The sequence below is a fragment of the Comamonas odontotermitis genome (assembly GCF_020080045.1).
In the GTDB taxonomy this organism is placed as follows: Bacteria; Pseudomonadota; Gammaproteobacteria; order Burkholderiales; family Burkholderiaceae_C; genus Comamonas; species Comamonas odontotermitis.
This window is the reverse complement of sequence record NZ_CP083452.1, coordinates 62,382-77,437: the sequence shown is the minus strand read 5'-3', so window position 1 is coordinate 77,437 and position 15,056 is coordinate 62,382. Positions and strand designations below refer to the sequence as shown.

Here is a 15,056-nt window from a genome sequence, read left to right as displayed (position 1 = left end):
CTTTCATCAAGGGCGTTTAATAAGGAAAATTCTTTACATCACAACCCCTAAAAACCGGCCTTTCGTCAAAACATTGACAGTTTTTGGTGTTGTTGATGTAATATCTTTACACAAAGGAGATGAAACCATGCCAGTAGTTACCCTAGGCCAATCCCCCTTCGCGTCCGACCGTCTGGCGCGCCCGCTCTCGCCCGCCGTGCGCGCTGGCGACTTTGTTTTCGTATCGGGCACCGTGCCGACCGACGACCAGGGCCAGGTCGTGCAAGGCGGCATCGAAGCGCAGACGCGCCAGGTCTTCAAGCGCCTGGAAGAAGCGCTGGCACTGGCTGGCTGCACGCTGCAGGATGTCGCCAAGGTCAATGTCTGGCTTGACGATCCGCGCGATTTCGGCAGCTTCAACCGCGTGTACATGGAATGCTTTGGCGAGCACCGCCCCGCGCGCTCCACGGTCGAATCGCGCCTGATGATCGACGCCAAGGTCGAGATCGATGTAACGGCGTACAAGCCGCTGTGATGTGCCACGGGCAACGCGGCCCACGAGCGCTGTAAGGGTCTTACACGCGACGCCGCTTTGCAGCACCCACTTCTACAATCCGCACCAGCGCCTGCACCGAACGCTGGTGCGTTGTTTTTTCTGAGCTCGCCCCATGCCTCGTCCACCCTCCTTCACCGCCCGCACACCGGGCGATAACCGCCCGCGCCTCATTGCCATCGACTGGGGAACCACCTCGCTGCGCGGCGTGCTCATCGATGCGCAGGGCCACATTGCACAGCAAAGGGCCTTGCCGCAAGGCATTCTGCAGGTGGAACCCGGCGGCTTTGCCGCGGCCTTTGACAGGCACTTTGGCGACTGGCTTGCGCTGCAGCCCGATATGTGCCTGCTCTCGGGCATGGTCGGCAGCCGCCAGGGCTGGCAGGAAGCCGCCTATTGCCCCTGCCCCGCAGACTTTGGCGCGCTGTGCAGCCAGCTGCTGTGGCTGGAAGTTGCACATGGCATTCCCACCGCCATCGTGCCGGGCATGAGCGTGGTGCCGCAGGCCGGGGTAGATGCAGCGCATGGCGTGCCCGATGTAATGCGTGGTGAAGAGATTCAGTTGATTGGCGCGCTGCAGCTGATGGGGCAGGACAGCGGCCTGCTGGTGCTGCCCGGCACACACAGCAAATGGGTGCAGGCGCAGGGGCGCAGCATCACCGGTTTCAAGACCTTCATGACCGGCGAGCTGTTTGCCGTGCTGGCCCAGCACTCCATTCTGGGCAAGACGCTGGACAGCAGCGCGCCGCTGGAAGAAACCGCATTTGCACAGGGCCTGGAGCGTGCACGCAGCAGCGATGCGCTCAGCCACCTGCTGTTTGGCACGCGCGCCCTCAGCCTGTTTGGGGCGCTGAGCCCCGCGCAATCGGCCAGCTACCTCTCGGGCCTGTTGATCGGCCAGGAAATGGCCACCATGCAGCCTGCTGCCGGTACGCGCGTTGCGCTGATCGGCTCTTCTGCACTCGTGCAGCGCTACACGCTGGCATTGCGCCACGCGGGCTGCGAGGCCGTGGCCTTTGGCGATGAAGCCACCTGGGCCGGCCACCAGGCCATTTACCAATATCTGACAGGTACCCTATCATGAATCTGCTCACCCGTTTTCAGACCCTGCAGGCGCAACTGCCGCTGATCGCCATTCTGCGCGGCCTGCAGCCTGCCGAGGCGGTAGAAATCGGCGCCGCGCTGCACAGCGCAGGCTTTGGCCTGTGGGAGGTGCCGCTGAACTCGCCCGATCCGCTTCGCAGCATTGCCGCCATGCGCGCCGCCTATCCCGATGTGCTGGTGGGCGCAGGCACGGTACTGACGGCGCAGCAGGTGCGCGATGTGCATGCTGCAGGCGGCCAACTCATCATCTCGCCCAATTGCAACCCGGCGGTGATCGATGAATCGGTCAAGCTCGGCCTCATCAGCCTGCCCGGGGTGCTGACGCCCACCGAGGCGTTCACGGCGCTGGCGCATGGCGCGCATGGCCTGAAGATCTTCCCTGCCGAGCTGGCTTCGCCCGCTGTGGTCAAAGCCCTGCTGGCCGTGCTGCCACAAGGCACCGGCATCTACCCCGTGGGCGGCATCTCGCCCGACAACATGGCGCCGTGGCTGCAGGCCGGTGCAGCTGGTTTTGGCATCGGTTCATCGCTGTTCAAGCCCGGCAAGACGGCCGCGCAGGTGGCCGCCGATGCGCAGGCGTTTGCCAGCCACTACCGGGCTCTGCACAAGGCCTGAGCCTTCGCTTTCCAATAAAAAGGCCCGCTGCGCTGGTGAAGCGCGCGGGCCTTGCTACTAAAAACGGAGTGATTACTGCATCGACTGCAGGTTGCCGATGCGCACCAGCATTTCGGTGAACATCTGCATGTCGGCCTGCAGGTCAGGCAGCTCCTTGTACTCCAGCGCGTTGTGCGCGGTGTACTTCTTGCCAGGCATGGCGGGGCCAAAGTTGATGGCGTTGGGCATCAGCTTGGCGGTGGTGCTGCCAGCGGTCGGCACCGGCTTGGCGTCCAGCCCCGTGGTATCGCCAAAGATGTTCAGCAAGGTTGTCAGCCACGCGCCCTTGGGGTCGCGCGCCATCCAGTTGCCTTGGGTGTAGTCGATCTTCACCGGCACCTTGGCAGCGGCACTCCAGTTGGCAATGCCCTTTTCCACTTCGGCCTTGAGCTGCTCGGGCGTCTTGCCGCGCGGCATGCGGGCGTTGGCCGTCACCTCCAACTGGCCGCCTGCCGCCTTGATGAAGTTGGGCGAAATAGTGAGCGGGCCCATGAAGTCATCGGCATACGCCAGCCCCAGGCCCTTGCCAAAATAATCCAGCCCGTACACGCCGTTGATGTAGCGCACCGCATCGCTGTACTGGTTGCGCGCCACCAATGGCTGCGCGCCGTCGGCCATCAGACTCTGCTGCAGGAACATCGCCAGGCGCGGCACCGGGTTCACGCCCTCTTCGGGGCGCGAGCCGTGAGCCGAGTTGCCGGTGACCTTGATGTCGATCTTGTTGGCGGCAGGCGCAATATCGATGCTGAACTTGCCGTACTGCTGGTTCTGCGCCACATAAGCATCCTTGGCCGCCTGCAGTTTCTGCGCGACGGCTGCCAGTGCAGCGGCGTTACCCGCCTCGATGCTGGCCGTTGCGGTCTGCGCAATCGCGTTCGATGAAGCCGCACCCACCATGGCGGTGATTGCGGGCTGCTGGCCGTCGGTCTTCACATCGGCAAAAAAGGCCTTGATCGCGCCCGTACCCTTTTCGGCCACCACGGCCGGGTATTTGCTGTCTAGCACAATGTTGTACTCGGGCAATTGGGTCTTGGCGCGGTAGTACTTCATGGCGTCGCCACCGGTTTCCTCGGTGGTTTCGATCATGAGGCGAATGCCGCGCTGCAGCGGCAGCTTGGCGTCTTTCACCGCCTTCATGGCGTACATCACAGTGGCAATCGATCCCTTGTCGTCAATCGTGCCACGCCCGTACAGCTTGTCGCCAATGCGGGTGACCTTGAAAGGATCAAGCTGCTTGCCGTCGATCACCCATTCCGCAGGCACCACGGGCACCACATCGGCATGGGTGAGGATGCCGAACTCCTGCCCCCCGGCCTGTGCCGCCGTCGCCGGTAGGGTCACTTCAAAAATGCGGTTGTCCACGTTGCGGTACTGCAGGCCAAAGTCCTTGGCCATCTTTTCCACCAGCGCGCCAAAGTCGATGATGGCCTGGCTGTCGTGTGGTGCAACCTTGGCGTCGCGCACGGTCGGCAGCGCCACCATTTGCGTGATGCTGCCCAGTACCTGGGTTTCCTGCGTCAGCCGCGTGTACAGCCCCAAGAGGCGCGCCACATTGGTCAGGTCGTCACCCTGCAACGCCTCGCCAGCCACGTAGCGTTGCACAGCACCTGCCACGCTCGCATCCTGCTTGGCTGCGTTCTGCAAGAACTGTGGGAAGGTCGCTGGCGTCTTGATCGCCTCGGCGGCAATCGCATCCAGTGCGGGCTTTTTCAGGGTGTCGGCCTGGGCTGCGGCACAGGCCAGCGCAATGCTGATGGCAAGCGCGGTGTGGCGAAATACGGTCTTCATAGGATCGGTCTCTTATGGGGAAAGCGAAAGAATAGCGGCTTTGCACTGCCCATGAAGGGAAAATGCCCGGTTTTATCCGCTGCGAGAGTGCTCCATCGCCGCAGCGCATGCCACACCTCAGGCAGTCGCGCTGCGCCAGGGCGCTGCCGCAAATGCCTGCGCCAGCCATTGCTTGAGCGCCGCCATGGCCGCCGTGCTGTATTGCGCCGATGGGCGCACAAGGTAGATGCCGCCTGCGTCTCCAAGCGTCCATTGCGGCAGGATGCGAACGAGTGCGCCAGTTTGCACGGCAGGCATCAGGTGCCAATCGCTGCCCGAGACGATGCCAACGCCCTTGAGCGCCGCGTGCAGCAGTGCCTCGTTGTCGTTGCTCGTCATGGAGCCGGTCACTCGCACCGATTCTGCAAGCCTCGCCCTTCCCTTTGCAGCGGGCTGCACCAGCGTCCATTCCGGAAAGGAGCGCAGCCCGGTGTAGCCCAGGCAGTTGTGGCGGGCCAGGTCTGCCGGTGTCTTGGGCGCTTCGTGGCGCGCCAGGTAGCTGGCCGAGGCGCACAGAATGCGGTGCTGGTCGCACAGCCGCGTGGCCACCAGCCCGCTGTCAGGCAGATGGCCGATGCGGATGGCGGCATCAAAGCGCTCCCCCACCACATCGGCGATCCGCTCGCTGTACTCCACCTCCAGCGCAACCTGCGGATGGGCCAGGGCAAAATCCGCCAGCATCGGGCTGATCCAGCGCCGCCCCATCGTGGCGGGCATCGACAGGCGCAGACGACCCCGCATGTCGCGCGCGCCCTGCGCCGCCTCCTGCTCGGCGTCGCGGATCAGGGCCGTGGCCTGCCGCACCTTGTCGACCAGCAGCCGGCCTTCGCTGGTGAAGTGCAGCTGCCGCGTGGTGCGCTCCACCAGCCGCACGCCCAGCCTGCGCTCCAGGGCCTGCATGCGTTTTGAGAGCACCGAGGGGTGGCGCTCCAGCGCACGCCCTGCCGCAGCAAACGAGCCCTTGTCTGCCAGCGCAAGCAGTGTGGCCAGCTCATCGGCGTGCTGGCTGTCAAGCATCTCCATGGTTTCCTTCCACAATCAAGGTTTGAGAACGATCGCGCCTTGCGAGCGCCCTTGCTCCAGGTCTGCGTGCGCCTGTGCCACCTCTGCCAGCGCATAGCTTTTCCAGATGCGGGGCGTGAGTATGCCACTCGACACGGCGCTCAAAACATCGCGCGCGCGGCTCTGGTATTCCTCTGCCGTGGCCGTATGGGCTGCCAGTGATGGGCGGGTGAGAAACAGCGAGCCCTTGGCGTTGAGCGTTCCTACCTCGATTGCGGGCGGCAGGCCCGATGTCGCGCCCAGCGACACCATCAGCCCGCGAGGGCGCAGGCAGTCGAGCGATGTGAGAAAGGTCGCCTTGCCAATGGAGTCGTACACCACATCCACCTTCTGGCCCTGCGTGGCTTGCGCCACCTGCGCGGCCAGCGTTTGGGCATCGAAAACAAACACCTCGTCGCAGCCTGCTGCCCGCGCGCGCTCCACACTGGCCGCCTTGGACACCACACCCAGCACATGCGCGCCCAGATGCTTTGCCCACGCGCACATGAGCTGCCCCAGGGCACCCGCTGCGCCATAAATCAATACCCGCGAGCCCTGGCCGACCTGCCCCGTGGCCTTGAGCAGGTACTGTGCCGTGATGCCCTTGAACAGTACCGCCGCAGCGGCATCGTCGCCAAGAGCATCAGGCAGCTTGACCAGACGCTCTGCCGGAAACACCCGCGCACTCGCATATGCGCCCAAGGGGCCGGTGGCGTAACCCACGCGGTCGCCCACATGCAAGCCCTGGACCCCCGCGCCAACGGCGGTAACCGTTGCAGCCCCTTCCAGCCCCAACCCGGAAGGCAGCGCAATCGCAACCGCCCCTTTGCGCTGGCTGACATCCAGCGGGTTGACGCCGATGGCGGTCTGCGCAAGCAATACCTCGCCCGGCCCTGGCGATGAAAGATGCACCTCTTCCATCTGCATGACATCAGGCGCACCTGTGCTGTGAATTCGAATCGCTACGGCCATGGCTTCTATCCCTGAAAAACAATGAGAAGGTGATCCTATGCACATCGAATTTATGCATCAATATGGCCAGGTGCAAATGTTAAATGCACTATATGCAGCAATAAAGACATGCAGAAATGGCCGTCGTCCTACCTCAAAATCGAGCCGGGCACGTGATGGTCATGACTGATGGAGATAAAGAATGGGGAAGATTTTCAAATCTGTTGCCGATGCCGCGCTGCGCAGCGTGGAGGGCGAGGTATGCCAGCAGTGCGAACGCCGCGAGGTGCCCGCTTACCGCTACAGCGGCGAGATCATCGACCCCCGAAAAGCTGCTGACACCCTACTGGCGCAAGAAGAGCCCGAAGTGCATTACCTGTGCGCAGAGTGCATCCATGGCGGCAACGTGCGGCGAACCGACACCTGGGCTGTCGAGCACACCGTCCAGCGCCTGGCTCAAGACCCGCAAAAGGCGTGGCGCGAATTTCACCAGCTGCCCGATGCGCCGCTTTTTCTTCAGGGAAGGTTGGACTGGCCGCTCTGTTGCGACACCTGGTGCGAATTTATCGCCTGCCCAGCCAGCTTGCAGGAGCTGCTTGCCGTGCAGCAAACCCACCAGTACTGGGAGAATGGCCCCGGTGCCAAGCCCCGAGACTTTCGCGCTAGCGGCCCGCCCGAATCGCTGCGAGAAATATCCCTGTTTGCCTGCGCCTCTTGCGCCCGCCATTACTACACCGATCAGTACAGCTGAGAAGGCGCTGAATGCGCGTTGCGCCCGCGCTGTATAACGCTTTGCAAAATACCGGGCATGATATTTGAGGCAATGGCTAGGGGCACCCCTCCACTTTCTGAAAAATCGCCCCTCTATACTGCCTTCCAAACCATGGGAGACAACGTGCCAGACACCCGCAATCCGATTCTGAAAAAAACCATCGCTGCCGCCGCAATGGCATTCACTCTGGCAGCCAGTACCGCCAGCTGGGCCGCACGCGACTTCACGCCCCAGACGGGCACCTGGGTCATCAGCGAAGAGCTGAATGGCAAACCCGGCCGGGGCCTGGCGATTGACGTGCAAGGCAACACCTTCTTCATGCAGGTGTTTGGGTACGAGAACAATGGCGACGCCACCTTCTACACCGCCACCGGCCAGATGCAAGGCAATGGCGTGACGGCGCCGCTCATGCGCTACCAGGGCGGGCGCAGCTTTGGCAGCGAGGCGCGCGATGCCGTGGAAGACAAATCGTTGGGCCATGTGACGGTAAGCTTCAAAAACGGCCTCACGGGCACGATCCAGTTCCCCAACGAGCCAGCCATGGCGATCGAGCGACTCCTGGTGCAAAGCGATGGGCCCGCAGCCACCAACCCACGCATGCAAAACGGCATCCGCGTCGTGCAGTTGCTGGTACAGAATCCACAAGGAGATGTTGCCTACGACTGGCGGCTGGACATGCTCCGGAACGAGGACAACAGTGTCCACCTGTATTTGTCGCAGCCCGCCGATCGAAGGACTGACCGGGTTGTCTACACCACGTTTCAAGAGATGGCGTGCCAATTGGTCGGCACACGCGCGCGTTTTTCATGCGCCGCCATTGGCAAGCCTCCTTATATCAATACCAATATGTCTCCAGAGCCCGTAGCTAGCCCCTGGGTGGACCGCATGCAGTTCGAGCTGGTGGGCTACGAAGTCACCGGCATGGTGCACATGGGGGACAAGCAAGCTGGCATATCGATGCCGGCCACCGGCTACAACGCAGGGGCAGATGCATTCGGCCCGCAGAACGGTAGCGATACCACGCTGTGGAAGACGCATGTTCAGCAGAACTACCTGCAAAGTCATTTCTCGTGGGGAGGCGCTACCTGTGCCGTCTGTGTGCCCAATAAATACCTCCATACCTTGATGCCCATCAACGGCACCTGGATCGTGGAAGACGAGCTGACCGGCAAGCCAGGGCGAGGTCTGGCTTTGGATATCCAGGGCAGCACGGCCATCTTGCAGGTCTACAACTACCGCGCCGATGCACGGCCCACCTTTCACATGGGAAGCGCTGCGTACCTGAGCAAAGGTGCGAACCCACCGACAACAGCCGCCACCATTCCCATGGACGAATATGCAGGTGGCCGCAGCCTGGGCGGAGCCAAGCAATCGGCGCAGCTTCGCAATCGCGCGGGCGACGCGCAACTGGAGTTCGCCTACCAACGGTCCGACGACCAACCCCTGGAAGAATGGATGTGGTGGACGGTAGGCCAGCTGCAACTGCCGCAGGAAGCTCCCGTGCGCATTCGCCGGCTGCAGCTTGAAAGACCGGCCAACTTCGCAGAAGACATGCTGGGGCAGTGGTTCCTGCCGGTCGTTCAGAAAACCATCACCCTCACCCGCGCAGATGGCGACACCGTGACGTCGGCAGACGGCCTGGTGGTCTGCACACCCATCACCAACCGCAAGGGCGTCGATGCGAGCTGCGGGCAGCCGGGAGAAAAAGGCGCATGGGTGTGGCACCAGTTCCTGAGCAAGCCGCTGATGAACCGTGGAGGCACCATGGTCCGCTTACGCGACCGCCATGGCAATGCGGTGGGGTTGGGGCAGTTGGATTGAGTGTAGATATAGTGCGTCTTACGTCCTATTGAGGACGCTGAAGCATAGATGTGCTTTTGTTGAAATTTGGCGCTTCGTTAGGCAAGGCGAAGTGAAATATTCGCCATTGCGTATATCACCGCTTACATTGCTCCGGAGTGACCCCGGTTGTCTTCAAAACCAACCGTCTTGCGTCACCAACAAGCTGCAAACAAGACGTTGGGTATTGCGCCAACAATTCTGAAATTTGTTGAAAATCAGCCTCACCAACAGAACTCACTTCCATTCCCACCAATGGCGTTCTATAAGAATTTCCGGTTTCCGGGTTCCACAATAGCATTGCACTGGAAGAGGACAAGACCGTTCGCCCCACCCGGAAAAAAGGCTTGCCAGCATCCAGCGATGAAATCAAGACACATTCAGCTTGGACGACATCCCCCTCGTCATCCCTATTGCGCCCCTTGTCTCGTAGCGTCATGCGCACTGTACGATTTGAAGGCGTTTCACATTGCGTAGGCTGCACCACATTCTTATCGACGTAAGAAATCCCCATGAAATACCCTAATAGAGGCAAATACAGTAGCAAGGTAAGGATTGCCCATATAAATACAGCACCAAGAAAAAGCGCTACCCCACTCAAAAATCCTGCCAATACAGAGCCCGTTGCAGCCAACGTTACCGATTTGGCAAATGAATTTTTTGGGTTGATCCAAGCTCTGGCGCGTTGGCTCCATCTGATAAATCGGGTAACCTCAGGTAGTCTCGCTATGAGCAAGCAAAAGACGACTGCAGCTGTAGCACAGGGAATAACGAATGTCTGGCGGAAAATATCCCAAAATACATCGGTAGATAAAAATTTTCCCAATGACACGGCGACCATTAATACCGCCGGCCAAACCATCGTGATCAAATCCAGCCCGGAGCTGATCATTGTTTCATGATTCTGTCCGAATCTGTGCGCAACTCCCATCACCGCGCCATACCCGACGACCGAGATAAGAATCGACATCAAAGCAGCTGCAGATACCCATTGTGCCAGCCACGAGCCGGTTCCTTTCTTTGACGGTTCCATTGGCCGAGAACTCACATATCGGCTCTTTTTCCCTTTGACGATAGCTGCATCACTCGATAATTGCACGCGTCTGCGCATATTTTTCCTAAGAATTAGCACAAGAGCTCAATAGGATACATTGCTTGTAAAGTAGTGGCAGTATTTTTTGGCACCGATAATTGCGATAGATCTAGTAGAGTGCATATATAGAAAAGTACGCCAAGCTTCGGCATCACTTGTTTCAAGTAGCCATAGTGCAATGCACTGAAGGTGCAGAGGTAGGAAAAGTTGCAATTCACATTGAAAGTGTGTGAGCGGTAAGAATCGATATATTTTCATTGAAAGCTATCTGCATTCGGTCCGATAAAGCACTTCCAAAAAGATGGGACTTGCACTAGTAAGGCTGGCCGCTCCTGGCCAACAACCGCCTTTTCTCACCCCCAGCAGCCGGCGCCACCCGCAGCGGAATCGTCACCGGCCCGTCGTTCATCAGATACACCTTCATATCCGCCGCAAAGCGGCCTGTGGCGACCACCGGGTGGGCAGCGCGGGCCTGGGCCACCACGTAGTTGTACAGGCGCTCTCCTTCGGCGGGCGGCGCTGCGTTGGTGAAGCTCGGGCGGTTGCCGCCGCTGGTGTCGGCGGCCAGGGTGAACTGGCTCACGATGAGCAGGCCGCCTGCCACATCCTGCACGCTTTTGTTCATCTTGCCGGCCTCGTCCTGAAAGATGCGCAGTTTGAGCATCTTGGCCAGCAGTTTGTCGGCCTCCGCTTCGGTATCGCCTTTTTCCGCGCATACCAGGGCCAGCAGGCCCTGGCCTATCTGGCCGATCACTTCACCATCGACTTCGACGCGCGCCTCGCGCACGCGCTGCAATACGCTGATCATTCCAACTCCTCTGGCAAGAGCGTGCGATCTGCGCACTACAAGGTATGCGCAGCTTTCTGCTTCAATCTGCTTTAATCGAATGCTCTGTTATTGATAGCTTATAGCGCTTACACAGTAAGCGCTAAGGCATGTTTTTTTCCGCAACCTCGCTCTGCGTCTGTACGCCAATGGGCAGTACTTCGACGGTGATGCGGGCATTGGGTACGTCGCGCAGCAGGGCTGCTTCGAGCTCCATGCGCAGGCGGGTGGCGTGGGCCAGGCTCCAGTCGCCGGGCATGTGCAGGTGCAGGTCGACAAAATTGAGCGCACCGGCGCGGCGTGTGTTGAGCCTGTCGCTGTGCACGGCGCCGCCCCTCTCAGCTTCAAACCGGCGCACGCAGGCATCAATGGTGGCCAGGGTGTCGGCGTCGATGGCTTCGTCCATCAGGCCTTGCGAAGAGGTCCACACCAGCTTGCCGCCTTCCTTGAGAATGTGCAGCGCCACGGCAATGCCCAGCACGGCGTCCAGCCAGTGCCAGCCGGTCCACATGGCCAGCAGCAGGCCCAGCACCACGCCAACGGATGTCCATACGTCGGTCAGCAGGTGGCGGCCATCGCCCTCCAGCGCGGCAGAGCGGTGCTGCCGCGCGGCGCGCAGCATGACCATGGCCAGGCCGCCGTTGAGCGCGGTGCTGATGAGCGAGAGCACCAGGCCCCAGCCCAGCTGTTCGAGCGGCTGCGGGTGCAGCAGCCGGTCGACAGATGCCCACAGGATTGCCATGGCCGCGCCGAAGATCAGCAGGCCTTCAAAGCCAGCCGAGAAGTATTCGGCCTTGGTGTGCCCGTAGGGGTGGTCGTCATCTGCCGGGCGCTTGGCGATGGTGACCATGCCCAGCGCGAACAGCGCGCCCACCAGGTTGACGAGCGATTCCAGCGCATCGGACAGCAGGCCGACGGAGCCGCTGACGGCCCAGGCCACGGTTTTGAACGCGATGGTGGCAATGGCCACGACGACCGAGATGCGCAGCAGGTTCTCGGGCGTGGTCCAGCGGGATGGCGTGGTGTCGGTCATTAAAAATGATAGCTATTCGCGCTTGTGGGGTAAGCGCCAGCAGCTAATTTACAACAAACGCGCCTTCACGCTCTTGCCTTTGACGCGGCCACTGTTGAGTTTGTTCACGGCCTGCTGGGCAATGCCGCGCGCCACGGCCACGTAGGTGGAGAAGTCGTTGACGTTGATCTTGCCAATCTGCTCCTTGGTGTAGCCAAAGTCGCGCGTCATCGCGCCCAGCACGTCGCCCGCGCGGATTTTCTCCTTGCGGCCGCCGATGATCTGGATGGTGCGCATCGCAGGCACCATGGGCTCGCCGGGCGCCGGTTTCAGCTCCGACAGCGGATGCCACTCCGATTCGCGGCCCTGCAGCAGCTCGATCTTGCCGACCGAGCCCATCTCGTCCATGCTGGCGAGCGACAGCGCCAGCCCTTCGGCATCGCCCCGGCCGGTGCGGCCGATGCGGTGGATATGCACTTCGGGGTCAGGGGTGGTGTCGACATTGATCACCGCTTCGAGGTTGGCGATGTCGAGGCCGCGCGCGGCCACGTCGGTGGCCACCAGCACGCTGCAGCTGCGGTTGGCAAACTGCACCAGCACTTCGTCGCGCTCGCGCTGCTCCAGTTCGCCAAACAGGGCCAATGCGCTCACGCCCTGCGCCTGCAGCACGTCCACAAGATCGCGGCACTGCTGCTTGGTGTTGCAGAAGGCAATGGACGATTCGGGCCGGAAATGCGCCAGCAGCTGCGAGACCGCATGCAGGCGCTCGCCTTCGCTCACCTCGTACCAGCGCTGCGCGATCTTGTGCGCGCTGTGCTGCGATGCGACCTTGACCGTCTGCGGGTCGCGCATGAAGCGCTGGGCCAGCTGGGCGATGCCCTCGGGGTAGGTGGCCGAGAACAGCAGGGTCTGGCGTTCTGCCGGGCACTGGCTGGCTACGGTCACGATGTCGGCGTAGAAGCCCATGTCCAGCATGCGGTCGGCTTCGTCCAGCACCAGGGTGTTCAGCGCCGCCAGGTCGATGGCGCCGCGCTCCATCAGGTCCATCACGCGGCCGGGCGTGCCGACGATGATGTGGGCGCCGTTTTCCAGGCTGGCAATCTGGTTGCGGGAAGGCACGCCGCCATAGACGGTAACGACCTTGATGTTTTCCTCGGCCCGCGCGAGGCGCCGGATTTCGGTGGCCACCTGGTCGGCCAGCTCACGCGTGGGGCACAGCACCAGGGTCTGCACGGCAAACCAGCGGGGGTTCAGGCGGGCCAGCAGCGCCAGGCCAAAGGCGGCCGTCTTGCCGCTGCCGGTGCTGGCCTGGGCGATCACGTCCTTGCCCTGCAGCGCCAGCGGCAGGCTGGCGGCCTGGATGGCGGTCATCTGCGTGTAGCCCAACTGCTGCAGGTTGGCCTGCATGGTGGCGCCCAGCGGCAGTTGGCTGAAAGAAGTGGCATCCGCTGCATGGGCGGATGTGTTGGATGGTGCATTCATGCCCCAATTATCCCGTGCGGGCGGTTTTCAGACCTGCCCACTGGCGCTTACCCCTGCATCTGCCAGCGGGTGCCCCGACCCATGCCACCGTTTTGTCATGCGGGGCACCCGGGGTCGTTGCACAATGGTGCATGACCCATACCAAACCTGCTTTTATCGCACCGACCAGCCACCGCACGGCGGAAGCCGCGCTGGCGCAGGTGCAGGCGATCTACGCTGAACAGATCAATTTCCTGCGCTCGGCCATGCAGCGCTTCGTGGCGGGCGAGACACCCGCAGCGCCTTACCGCGCCTGCTACCCCTTTGTGCGCCTGCACACACGCACCGTGGCACGCGCCGACAGCAAGCTCGCCTACGGCTTCGTGGAAGGCCCCGGCCACTACGAAACCACGCTGACGCGGCCCGACCTGTTTGACAATTACTACGCCGAGCAGTTTCGCCTGCTGATCGCCAACCATGGCGTGGAGCTGGAAGTGGGCACCAGCAACCAGCCCATTCCCATCCATTTTTCCTTTGCCGACAACGACCATATCGAAGGGCAGTTGAGCGCCGAGCGGCGCCTGCTGATGCGCGACGTGTTCGACCTGCCTGATCTGCACGCCATGGACGACGGCATTGCCAATGGCACCTGGGAGCCGCTGGCGGGCGATCCGCAGCCGCTGTCGCTCTTTACCGCGCCGCGGGTGGATTATTCGCTGCAACGCCTGCGCCACTACACCGGCACCCTGCCCGAGTGGTTCCAGAACTTTGTGCTGTTCACCAACTACCAGTTCTACATCGACGAATTCATCCGCCTGGGCCGCGCCGAGATGGAGAACCCGGACAGCGAGTTCATTGCCTTCATCGAGCCGGGCAACGTGGTGACGCGCCGCGTGGGCCTGCCCGCCCAGAGTGCCGATGCGCTGGGCAACCCGCCGCCCCGCCTGCCGCAGATGCCCGCCTACCACCTGGTGCGCGCCGACCAGTCGGGCACCACCATGGTCAATATCGGTGTGGGCCCGGCCAATGCCAAAACCATTACCGACCATATCGCCGTGCTGCGCCCGCACGCCTGGATGATGCTGGGCCACTGCGCAGGCCTGCGCAACAGCCAGCAGCTGGGCGACTATGTGCTGGCCCATGCCTATGTGCGCGAAGACCATGTGCTCGACGAAGAGCTGCCGCTGTGGGTGCCGATTCCTGCGCTGGCCGAGATCCAGCAGGCACTGCAACAGGCCGTGGCCGATGTGACCCAGGTGCCCGAGGCCGACCTCAAGCGCTTCATGCGCACCGGCACCGTGGCCAGCACCGACAACCGCAACTGGGAGCTGCTGCCCAACAACACGCCGCAGCGCCGCTTCAGCCAGAGCCGCGCCGTTGCGCTGGACATGGAAAGCGCCACCATCGCCGCCAACGGCTTTCGCTTCCGCGTGCCTTACGGCACCTTGCTGTGCGTGAGCGACAAGCCGCTGCATGGCGAGATCAAGCTGCCCGGCATGGCCAACCACTTCTACCGCGAGCGGGTGGACCAGCACCTGCGCATCGGCCTGCGTGCAGTCAATATCCTGCGAGCGGGCGGGGTGGATCGCCTGCACAGCCGCAAGCTGCGCAGCTTTGCGGAAGTGGCATTCCAGTAACACTGCCGCACCGCGAGACCACTCGCAAAAAGAGAGCTGCTGGCGCTGATGGATAAAGCGCCAGTGGCTCTTTTTTATTCAATTTCGCCGCCCGATGTGGACAGCCTATGCGTTGGCTGCACACGACTGGACGACAAACCCTGTGGAATTCTGCTCCCCGCCACTCCACAATGGTGCATGGGCAGCCCTGCCCACAGCCTAGGGAATCTAGGGAACCTGGGGCTCCTCTGCAAAATTCTCTTCCGTAGTCTGAGCGCGGTCTCGGGCGATCCGCATCCATCACGATGGCAAGGGTTCTGCAGAGGCT

General features: G+C 61.9%; 13 protein-coding genes. 6 read left to right on the top strand and 7 right to left on the bottom strand.

What is annotated here, in order from left to right:
- The first annotated feature begins 127 nt into the window (after positions 1 to 127).
- The 3 genes from LAD35_RS20630 (at position 128) to LAD35_RS20620 (ending at position 2,251) form a co-directional block, all read left to right on the top strand.
- A complete protein-coding gene (locus LAD35_RS20630; protein ID WP_224153113.1) occupies positions 128 to 514 on the top strand; it encodes a RidA family protein in 387 nt (128 codons plus the stop codon).
- Between the two features lie 133 nt (positions 515 to 647).
- Positions 648 to 1,616, top strand: a complete 969-nt coding sequence (locus tag LAD35_RS20625; RefSeq protein WP_224153112.1) for a 2-dehydro-3-deoxygalactonokinase — start codon at positions 648 to 650, stop codon at positions 1,614 to 1,616.
- Entirely contained in the window at positions 1,613 to 2,251 is a 639-nt protein-coding gene (locus tag LAD35_RS20620; RefSeq protein ID WP_224153111.1) for a 2-dehydro-3-deoxy-6-phosphogalactonate aldolase, read from the top strand. Before LAD35_RS20625 ends, LAD35_RS20620 begins: the two co-directional genes overlap by 4 nt.
- A gap of 72 nt (positions 2,252 to 2,323) precedes the next feature.
- On the opposite strand, the gene LAD35_RS20615 is transcribed toward LAD35_RS20620, so the two are convergent.
- From LAD35_RS20615 to LAD35_RS20605, 3 genes are all read right to left on the bottom strand, one after another.
- Positions 2,324 to 4,078, bottom strand: coding sequence for a dipeptidase (locus LAD35_RS20615; RefSeq protein ID WP_224153110.1), 1,755 nt, complete (start codon positions 4,076 to 4,078; stop codon positions 2,324 to 2,326).
- A gap of 117 nt (positions 4,079 to 4,195) precedes the next feature.
- Positions 4,196 to 5,140 carry a LysR family transcriptional regulator gene (locus tag LAD35_RS20610; protein WP_224153109.1) on the bottom strand — a complete coding sequence of 315 codons (945 nt, stop codon included), beginning with the start codon at positions 5,138 to 5,140 and terminating at the stop codon, positions 4,196 to 4,198.
- A gap of 15 nt (positions 5,141 to 5,155) precedes the next feature.
- Positions 5,156 to 6,130, bottom strand: a complete 975-nt coding sequence (locus tag LAD35_RS20605; protein ID WP_224153108.1) for a quinone oxidoreductase family protein — start codon at positions 6,128 to 6,130, stop codon at positions 5,156 to 5,158.
- Between the two features lie 181 nt (positions 6,131 to 6,311).
- On the opposite strand from LAD35_RS20605, the gene LAD35_RS20600 reads away from it, so the two are divergent.
- Positions 6,312 to 6,860 (top strand): hypothetical protein, encoded by a 549-nt coding sequence (locus LAD35_RS20600; RefSeq protein WP_184708821.1) that lies wholly within the window; start codon positions 6,312 to 6,314, stop codon positions 6,858 to 6,860.
- A 144-nt stretch (positions 6,861 to 7,004) separates the two neighbouring features.
- Positions 7,005 to 8,702: a hypothetical protein gene (locus tag LAD35_RS20595; RefSeq protein ID WP_224153107.1), complete on the top strand. Its 1,698-nt coding sequence runs from the start codon at positions 7,005 to 7,007 to the stop codon at positions 8,700 to 8,702.
- A 115-nt stretch (positions 8,703 to 8,817) separates the two neighbouring features.
- Here the strand turns inward: LAD35_RS20595 and LAD35_RS20590 are convergent, their stop codons facing one another.
- The 4 genes from LAD35_RS20590 to dbpA all read right to left on the bottom strand — a co-directional run bounded on the left by LAD35_RS20590 (position 8,818) and on the right by dbpA (position 13,133).
- Positions 8,818 to 9,831, bottom strand: coding sequence for a hypothetical protein (locus LAD35_RS20590; RefSeq protein WP_224153106.1), 1,014 nt, complete (start codon positions 9,829 to 9,831; stop codon positions 8,818 to 8,820).
- Between the two features lie 295 nt (positions 9,832 to 10,126).
- The gene (gene dtd, locus LAD35_RS20585) at positions 10,127 to 10,621 is read right to left on the bottom strand and encodes a D-aminoacyl-tRNA deacylase (RefSeq protein ID WP_224153105.1); all 495 of its coding nucleotides are present in this window, start codon (positions 10,619 to 10,621) and stop codon (positions 10,127 to 10,129) included.
- 121 nt (positions 10,622 to 10,742) lie between these two features.
- Positions 10,743 to 11,672 carry a cation diffusion facilitator family transporter gene (locus LAD35_RS20580; protein WP_224153104.1) on the bottom strand — a complete coding sequence of 310 codons (930 nt, stop codon included), beginning with the start codon at positions 11,670 to 11,672 and terminating at the stop codon, positions 10,743 to 10,745.
- Positions 11,673 to 11,720: 48 nt separating this feature from the next.
- Complete coding sequence (dbpA, locus tag LAD35_RS20575; RefSeq protein ID WP_224153103.1) at positions 11,721 to 13,133, bottom strand: ATP-dependent RNA helicase DbpA; 1,413 nt, start codon at positions 13,131 to 13,133, stop codon at positions 11,721 to 11,723.
- Between the two features lie 131 nt (positions 13,134 to 13,264).
- Between dbpA and LAD35_RS20570 the strand changes: the two genes are divergently transcribed.
- Positions 13,265 to 14,749, top strand: a complete 1,485-nt coding sequence (locus tag LAD35_RS20570; protein WP_224153102.1) for an AMP nucleosidase — start codon at positions 13,265 to 13,267, stop codon at positions 14,747 to 14,749.
- Positions 14,750 to 15,056 lie beyond the last annotated feature (307 nt).

Excerpts from the sequence above, each read along its gene's own strand:
- dbpA (WP_224153103.1), bottom strand. The coding sequence starts at position 13,133 with ATGAATGCACCATCCAACACATCCGCCCATGCAGCGGATGCCACTTCT.
- LAD35_RS20615 (WP_224153110.1), bottom strand. The coding sequence starts at position 4,078 with ATGAAGACCGTATTTCGCCACACCGCGCTTGCCATCAGCATTGCGCTG.
- LAD35_RS20605 (WP_224153108.1), bottom strand. The coding sequence starts at position 6,130 with ATGGCCGTAGCGATTCGAATTCACAGCACAGGTGCGCCTGATGTCATG.
- LAD35_RS20600 (WP_184708821.1), top strand. The coding sequence starts at position 6,312 with ATGGGGAAGATTTTCAAATCTGTTGCCGATGCCGCGCTGCGCAGCGTG.
- dtd (WP_224153105.1), bottom strand. The coding sequence starts at position 10,621 with ATGATCAGCGTATTGCAGCGCGTGCGCGAGGCGCGCGTCGAAGTCGAT.
- LAD35_RS20580 (WP_224153104.1), bottom strand. The coding sequence starts at position 11,672 with ATGACCGACACCACGCCATCCCGCTGGACCACGCCCGAGAACCTGCTG.
- LAD35_RS20625 (WP_224153112.1), top strand. The coding sequence starts at position 648 with ATGCCTCGTCCACCCTCCTTCACCGCCCGCACACCGGGCGATAACCGC.
- LAD35_RS20590 (WP_224153106.1), bottom strand. The coding sequence starts at position 9,831 with ATGCGCAGACGCGTGCAATTATCGAGTGATGCAGCTATCGTCAAAGGG.
- LAD35_RS20630 (WP_224153113.1), top strand. The coding sequence starts at position 128 with ATGCCAGTAGTTACCCTAGGCCAATCCCCCTTCGCGTCCGACCGTCTG.
- LAD35_RS20570 (WP_224153102.1), top strand. The coding sequence starts at position 13,265 with ATGACCCATACCAAACCTGCTTTTATCGCACCGACCAGCCACCGCACG.
- LAD35_RS20610 (WP_224153109.1), bottom strand. The coding sequence starts at position 5,140 with ATGGAGATGCTTGACAGCCAGCACGCCGATGAGCTGGCCACACTGCTT.
- LAD35_RS20620 (WP_224153111.1), top strand. The coding sequence starts at position 1,613 with ATGAATCTGCTCACCCGTTTTCAGACCCTGCAGGCGCAACTGCCGCTG.